The sequence below is a fragment of the Peterkaempfera griseoplana genome (assembly GCF_001418575.1).
In the GTDB taxonomy this organism is placed as follows: domain Bacteria; phylum Actinomycetota; class Actinomycetes; order Streptomycetales; family Streptomycetaceae; genus Peterkaempfera; species Peterkaempfera griseoplana.
In genome coordinates, this window is sequence record NZ_LIQR01000542.1 from 1 (window position 1) to 8,010 (window position 8,010).

Genomic DNA, 8,010 nt, shown 5'->3' on the forward strand with positions numbered 1-8,010 from the left:
CCCCCTACCCCGCCCTGTGCGCCGAACCGGCCCGCCAGCTGTGCCGTGACGTCCTGAGGCTGCTTTACCACCAGGACCACATGCCCCGGACCGTCCTCGTGGACTACCTGAAGATCCTCTTCGCCTTTCACCTGGCCCTCTACCACTTGCGGATGATGAAGCTGCTGCCCGCCGTGATCGAGGCCGGATCGGCGCCCGCCACCTGCCGGACCGGGCACCAGGACACGCGGACGGCGGACCGCTGCCCGCACCGCGTCCGGCTCTTCGTCGACGTCGAGGGCCTGCCCGGCACCCCGGCGGCTGCGCTCGCCGAGCGAAGCGCCGGTATCTGGTACGGGCGGATCACGCGTTTCGTCCAGGCGACCTATCAGATCAAGAAGCTCGACGAGTTCTCCGAGGACCTCGTCAAGAGCCAGAAGCTGTCCCCGCCCGTCGGTCGGAGCTACTTCACCCCGGCCGAGGTCTTGCGGCGGCTCTCCACCCATCCCAAGGAACGCGAGGCGTTCTTCCTTCAGCGTGCCACCCGCGTACGGGACGAGGAGAAGGACCTTCCCCCGGAGCTGAAGCAGATCACCCAGCTCGGGCTCAACGCCTTCGACGAGTACATCGAGATGCTGATGCACTACAAGGGCAGCTACTACCGCAGTTACTTCATCGACTGCCTCGACTCGATGCTGCTCAAGCACCGGCCCGGTGCCCTGCTCGCCCAGCCGCGCGGCAGACGAGACAGTGCCGTCCGGCGATTCGTCCTGGACGCGCGCCTGCTCGAAGTGCTCCTCCAGGTGTCGCTCCTGCGGGAGGGCGACGACGGTACCGGCAATCTGCGTACCTCCCCCATGCGCGTGGACGAGTTCCTCACTCTGCTGCGCGAACGGTACGGACTCCACATCGACCAGCTGCCGGACGGTGACGGCTTCTCCGGCGCCCACCTGGACGACCAGGCGGCGCTGCGGGCCAACGCGGCGGCATTTCTCAATCGACTGCGCGAGATCGGCTACTACCAGGACATGTCGGATGCCTATCTGACGCAGACCATCACCCCCCGGTACGCCATCGGGGCCGCGACGACGGGGGCGACGGCCTGATGAGCAGCGCCAGCACCAGCACCGGCCTTGCGGAGCCCACCGCGAAGGACCTCCGCGAAGCCCTCGAAGGCGTCCTCGTGCCACGCCTGGCCAAGCTGGTCGGAGAGCGGGGCGCCGGACACTGCATGCGGGTCACCGAAGTGGAGACCGAGCTGGCGGCCGCGCTGGTCCGTAGGCTCCGGGGAGCACTGGGGCCCGCCGCCACCGTCTGCGTCCTGGGCACCGCCGACGACCTCGCTCCCGAACAGCCGCACCACGACACCATCGTCACCAGCACCAAATTGGTCGAACTCCGCAACCGCACCGAAGGCGACGACGGGAACGGGAACAACCTGCCCGGACCGCTCCTCGTCTTCGTCCCCCCGGGCACCCGAGTCAGCGCCGAGGACTCCTTCGGTATCGCGACCTTCGAGGAAGTACCCCTCGACGACGCCTACGCGCAGCTGGCCGACCACCTCCTCGACCAAGTACCGGACCGGCTGCGGCCAGGCGTCGACGAGCTGCTCGCAGTACTCCGTGACCGGCCCGGACACCGGCCGGGCGACCGTGCCGTCGCCCTGTACCTGCTGACGCTCCGGACCAACGACTACCGCGACCAGGTCGCGGGGGCCGCTGTCTACCACTTCGGCCTGGTACCCGACTTCGAGCTGTACGCCGACCTGTCGCTCGTCAAGGATCGGGCCGAGCGGAACCGCAAGCTGGTCGGCAAACTCACCACCTCCAGCCGCTCGGAGCGCCAGCGCGTCCTCGATCTGGGGCTAACCGACGCGGACTTCGCCGGCAGGCTCGCGGGATTCGCCACCCGCTGCGGCCTGGAGGACTCGGCGACATGGACCCGCCGTATCGTCGTCGACCGGGAGAACTGGACGCTCTCCTTCGGGAACTGGCGCGTCGATGAACGGCGCCGCGCCACCGTCTCCATCGAGGTACGCGAACTCGGTCTGCCCACCGCCGGCGACAACACCGAGGAGCTACAGGCCCACCCGGCACTCGAAGCCATCGTGGGGCAGCCCTACCTGCTCGCCGGGGACAAGGGCGTCCGCGAACTGACACCCCGATTCACCATCGAACCATCCCCGCTCAAGGTGGAGGGCCTTGACCGCTTCCGCGTGGAGATCGTCTCGGAGAGCGGCGGCCCGATCGGCCGAATCGCTTACGTCACCAAGGGGACCCGGGCCAAGCCCGATTACAAGGCACCGCTGCGTCGCCTGAACAAGATCGACTGGGAGGAAGGGTGGCATTACCTCAAAATCACCCCGCTCGATGCCTCCGGTGACGCTCTCGACATCGCCCCTGGTGCACATGGCCTGCCCGGCGGCGAGAGCGAACGCTTCTACGTCGTGCCCGAGGGAGAGGCTGAGGAGCCGCCGGAACGCAGCGCCGGGCGCTACGACGGCATCACTCAAGCGCTGCGCTCACTGCAGTTCGAGGCGCTGGCCGCCGGGGACGATCCGACCCGTGCCACGCTGACGGACGTCCGGTGGAAGTCCACGTCGGCGCGCAGCCCCCTGCGTGTCCTTAACGCCCGCATCCACACGGCGGGAAGCGCGGAGATCCGGCTCTCCCCGCTGCTCGTGCAACTCCAGCAGGGCCTACTCGCCTGCCCCCAAGACACTTCCCTGCGTCGACTCATACTGCGCCCCGACGGCACCAGCGAGACCCCCGAGGGGAACGAGGAGGACTTGTCCCTCACCCTCACCGGGCGGGCTGCCGAGGCCTACGACCGCTACCTCACGACGCGACACGTCTATTTCGCCGCCCTGTGCGGCCAGGCGGGAGAACTTACCAATCCTGATCAGCTTCTGGTCAGCGAGGCTGTCGACTTCGAGGTGGTCCGGGACGAACTGGTCGCCTACACCGAGGCGTACGCGGAACTGGTGGAAGCCCAGTCGCTTCAGGTGGAGCGGGCCGGTGACGGCGCCCGGGGCGCCGCGCTGGTGGGGCTGGCCCGCATCCAGCAGATCGACTGCGCGGCCGTCACCCTCACAGACGGTCTCGGCAGGCGCGACACCGTCCTGCTCATCTCCCCGACGCACCCCCTCCGCGCACTCTGGCTAGCGACCTGGTCGGCCCTGGGCCGGGACTGGGTCGTGCGTCTCGCCGGCGAGGACCAGCGTCGGGTCATCGCCGCGCGTGACTCCTTCCTCCAAGCCGTCTCACCCTTGGGCTTCCCGTTCGCCGTTCCGCGCCAGGACGGCCGACTCATGACAGCTTCGGACAACCTCACCCCGTACTGGGCCGCCTACCTGCCCAGCGAGACCTCCGACCCCCGTGGCCTGCTCGGCCGACTCACCACAGCGCTGCGCCTCCCGGCCGCCGGTCCCCGTGCCGCAGGCGGAGCCGGTGCGTTGTCGGGTATGGCGCTCGCCGACCGGATCGAGCGGTACGTACGCTTCCACCCATACGTCCGCACCCTGGTCATGAACGTCGTCAATGCAGGCCGCGCGGAGATCGTCGCCGACGCCCTCCTCGAACTGCAACGCCGCACCCCCACCCGGGACCTCACCTACGACATTCGGCTGTGCGTGTCCGACCCGGAAGCCCCCGAGTCCGGTGCAGCGCTGGGTGAACTAATCAGCGCGCAGAATCAGTTCACCTCCACCGAGGCGGAGGCGTTCCTTCACGCCGCGGAAGGCACCCGGATCGCGAAACTCGTCTACTCCGTCCGCTCAGTGGAGGAGTTCAGTGAACCCGGAGCCGAGTTCGACGCCCATCTGACCGTGCTCATCGACGCCTTCGGCGGGGAACAGCACGGCTCCGTCACACGCCACGACATCGCGTACGCCCCGGTCCACGGCCTGGTACAGCCGACGTCCTCCACGTACGAGGACAACGAGCAGCAGATCGTGTGGCGGACCATGCCACGCCACGGCATCGCTCTGCCCGCCGAGGACGCGGAGGACCTTGCCACTCTCCTGAGCCGGTTGCCCGGACTCCTCGCCGGCGCCGCGGCTAACGTCGCCACCGCGGGACAGGCGCCGCGCCATGTGCCGTGCACCGTCCTTTCCCTCGACAACGCCGACCGGGCCCTGCTCTACCAGGCCCACCAGGTCGGCGACTGGGTCGTCACCATCGACAGGACCCTCGGCCTGGAGTACTTCGACCACGCCGGACAACGCGACCGACCCGAGTACGTCATCGACTACGCACCCTCGCTGGACAGCGGCCTCGGCCACCAGATCATGGTCAGCTCGAATTCGGTCGACGAATTGCGCACCCTGCTCGGACCGACCGCCCAGCAGCACGGGCTCGACGTCGAACAGCGCCACCTCAACACCTTCTTCGAGCAACTGCGCCTGCTCTCCGGCAACCTCGCCTTCAAGCTGGCCTCCACCGCCCCCACCCAGCGCACCGAAGTGCTCGGCCTCGCCCTGGCCCGCCTCTACCTGGACTATCAGGACGCCCTGCACAACCAGATCGTGGTTCCCCTGGACGCCCATCCTGAGCTGTACGCCGAAGTCCGCCGTCAGGCCCGGGAGCTCGGCGACGCCCACTCCTTCCAGCGCAGCGACCTCGCCCTGTTCCACCTCGACGCGCGGGCCCGGACCATCACCTGCCGCCTCGTCGAGGTCAAGTGCTACACCACGCTCGACGACATCGGCGCCTACCAGCGCCTCAAGGCCAAGGTCACCCAGCAGCTCGGACGGAGCCAGACCGTCCTCACCGAGTCCTTCGATCCGGCCCACACCAACCCGGACCGGGTGGACCGGCCGGTCAAGAACCTAGCCCTCGGCTCCCTGCTCCGCTTCTACCTGGAGCGGGCGGCACGCCACGGGACCATGGGGCACGCACCCAGGACTGCGGCCCACGCGCTGCTCGACAGCCTCGACGACGGCTACGCCCTCCACTTCACTCGCAGCGGCCTGATCTTCGACCTCGCCCGCGAGGGAACCGACCGCGAACTCGACGACGAGGTGGAGTTCCACCGCATCGGCAGCAATCTGATCACGGAGCTGATCAATGCGATTCCCACTGTTCGGCCGGGCGTACCCGCGCCCACGTACCTAGCGGTTGAAGAGCAGGAGGACAGAGCAGCCACCGCTCCCACCCTGGCACTGTCGCAGTTGACTGTGCCACGGCTCTCCGACGCCGAGTTCCGGGCACCTGACGTACAGGACGAGCAGGATGTCAAAGATGCCCAGGAGGAAGACCGCGGGCAGGCCGGTGGGGGCAAGGCAGTGACCATCCTCGACATCGACGAGGTCGAGAACGGCAACGGGACCACGCCGCTCACCGCACCTGAGCGTGCGGGCCGTGAGACAGATCCGGCCCAGTCCGGGGCAACTTTGACCGTGCATGGTGCCGACGCGGCGGAGGCGGTCCCGGTGTCTCCTTCTTCGGAAGGAACCTCATCGGCTGCTCCTCCGGGAGGTACCGGAAATCCGCTGAGGACGGGCACCGTCCCTGAAAATCAGGGCTCCCACGAGTCGTCGACCATCGATGCCCAGCCCACCTCTGTCACGCCGGGATCGGCTTCACCAGGGGGCCTCCCCGAAATCTTCCTCGGCGTCACCCGCCCCTCGCCGCAACACGGTGTACTCGGCGAAGTAGCCGGCCGGAAAGTGGCGGTCGATCTCGACGAAACCCACACCATCAGCCTCTTCGGCGTACAAGGAGGCGGCAAGAGCTACACCCTGGGCAGCATCATCGAAATGGCCTCGCTGCCCACCCCGCCGGTCAATGAACTTCCCCGCCCTCTCGCGACCGTGGTGTTCCACTACAGCCGTACCATGGACTACGCACCGGAGTTCACTTCCATGGCGCGCCCAAATGATGACCAGGCGCAGCTCCAGGTCCTGAAGGACCGATACGGAGCCGAACCCCAAGCGCTATCGGACGTGCTGCTGCTTGCCCCCGCCGACCAGGTCGCCGATCGTCGACGGGAATTCCCCGGTATCGACGTCCAGCCGCTCGCCTTCTCCTCCGCCGAACTCCAGGCATCCCACTGGCGCTTCCTCATGGGAGCGGTCGGCAACCAGTCAACATACATCCGGCAGTTGACCCGCATCATGAAGTCGAACCGCAACAACCTGACCCTCGGCGTCATCCGGCAGGGCGTGATCGATTCCGGCATGCCCGACCACGTCAAGCAACTGGCCCAGGAGCGGCTCAACCTCGCCGAGGACTACATCGATGACAATGCCCGGCTCACCAGCCTCATCCGACCCGGCCGACTGATCATCGTTGACCTCCGCGATGAGTACATCGAGAAGGACGAAGCACTCGGTCTCTTCGTCGTCCTGATGCAGCTCTTCGCCGAGGCGCGCAGTGGGGATGAACACTTCAACAAACTGGTCGTCTTCGACGAAGCGCACAAGTACATCGACAGCCCAGACCTCGTCGCCGGCCTAGTCGAGACCGTCCGCGAGATGCGTCACAAGGGGATGAGCATCCTGGTCGCCAGCCAGGACCCGCCCTCCGTACCGATCTCCCTGATCGAACTCTCCGACCACGTCATCCTGCACAAGTTCACCTCGCCAGCCTGGTTGAAGCACCTCCAGAAGGCGAACACCGCCTTCGCCGGTCTGCGCTCTGAGCAGATGGCGCAGCTTCAGCCCGGCGAGGCGTACGTGTGGGCGAGTAAGTCCACTGACCCGGCGTTCACTCACGGAGCCGTCCGAATGCGATGCCGACCTCGTGTGACCCGGCATGGCGGAGGAACGAAGACGGCAACGGGCGGACAGTAAGCTTGCCTCCGAGGCGTAAATTGCCCCTGGCGGTCCCACCTTGGGCAGCATCGGCCGCCCCGTCGGGGCTATGTCTCACCGCTGGTTCACCTGGCGGCCTCCATCGGGTCGAGGGTGACGCGTAGCCGAGTTCGTTGAGCCGGGATATGGCCCGGCGCGTGGCCCGCTCGGGATCGCGCTGGGTGAAGTAGCCGCCGCCGAGCTCGTGATACGGGACGTCGCAGGTGAGCATGTGCCAGACCTGTCCCGCTCGGTGTTGGCGCTCCGGCACGAGAACGCGGTGCTGCGCCGTCCTGCCCCTGCCCGACGAGAGCGCGGACGCCGCCCTCGCCCTGCACATGCTCTACCACGCTGCCGACATCCCCAAGGCCATCGCCGAGCTGGCCCGCGTGCTCAAGCCCCGCGGCCTGCTCATCGCCTCCACCAACAGCACCCGCGATAAAATCGCACTCGACCAGTTCTGGAGCCGGGCCGCCGCCGACGTCCTGGGGATCCCAGAAGGCCCCCGTCGCGTCTCCCTCAGCTCCCGTTTCTCCCTCGAAGCCGCCCCCGCCCTGCTCGGCGCGTCCTTCACCGACCTCGCCGTCAGGGAGCTGCCCGGCGTGATCGAGCTGACTGACCCGGCCCCCGCCGTCGCGCACCTGGCATCTTACGAGGCCTGGGCCGACCAACTGGGGGTCCCCCCTCACGAAACCCTGCAGCGCGCCGGGGAGATCATCACTGCGGAGGTCGACCGGCACGGGAGCTTCCGCATCGGCTGCCTCGGCGGCATCCTCACCGGGCGACCCCTGCACCGCGATTGAGGGGTCTGCATCAGGCCTCTGTTCTGAAATGGGGATAGCGGCCCTCTCGGGGCGGATCCGTGAGCGGGAGGGAGACGACGTCTACTCCAACGCCTGCTTCCCGCGCACCTGTCCACCCGTTGGAGGGCGCCGACGCTGCGGCCACCTGCTCGCACTCCACCTCGTCCGCAGGGTAGTCCCCACGCTGCCCAGCCTGGGCATGGACAAGCATCTGGGTGGTCTCGGTCAGGGCGCCGGGGCCAGGGTCGGAGAGGGCTGTGAGCAAGCCGAGCACCATCCAACGGGCTTCCGTACCTCCAGGGGCGCTCGGACGAGCAGCTACCGGCGGTTCGTACGGACTGGCGTGATGGTGGTCCAGGCGAGGCTGCTGGTGGGTGTAGGAGTCTTCAGGGCCTCTTGGACGACGAGACCGGGGCGGTGGGTGCGGGCGGCGAG

General features: G+C 67.8%; 3 protein-coding genes. All 3 read left to right on the top strand.

Annotated features, from left to right (window positions below; translation table 11 throughout):
* A partial coding sequence (gene mads7 / locus AOK09_RS32115; protein WP_055590747.1) for a methylation-associated defense system protein MAD7 occupies window positions 1-1,085 on the top strand: 1,085 nt, incomplete at its 5' end.
* A gap of 125 nt (window positions 1,086-1,210) precedes the next feature.
* Entirely contained in the window at window positions 1,211-6,772 is a 5,562-nt protein-coding gene (gene mads8 / locus AOK09_RS42760; RefSeq protein WP_407675452.1) for a methylation-associated defense system ATP-binding protein MAD8, read from the top strand.
* Window positions 6,773-7,002: 230 nt separating this feature from the next.
* Window positions 7,003-7,575, top strand: a complete 573-nt coding sequence (locus AOK09_RS32125; RefSeq protein WP_107101512.1) for a class I SAM-dependent methyltransferase — start codon at window positions 7,003-7,005, stop codon at window positions 7,573-7,575.
* Window positions 7,576-8,010 lie beyond the last annotated feature (435 nt).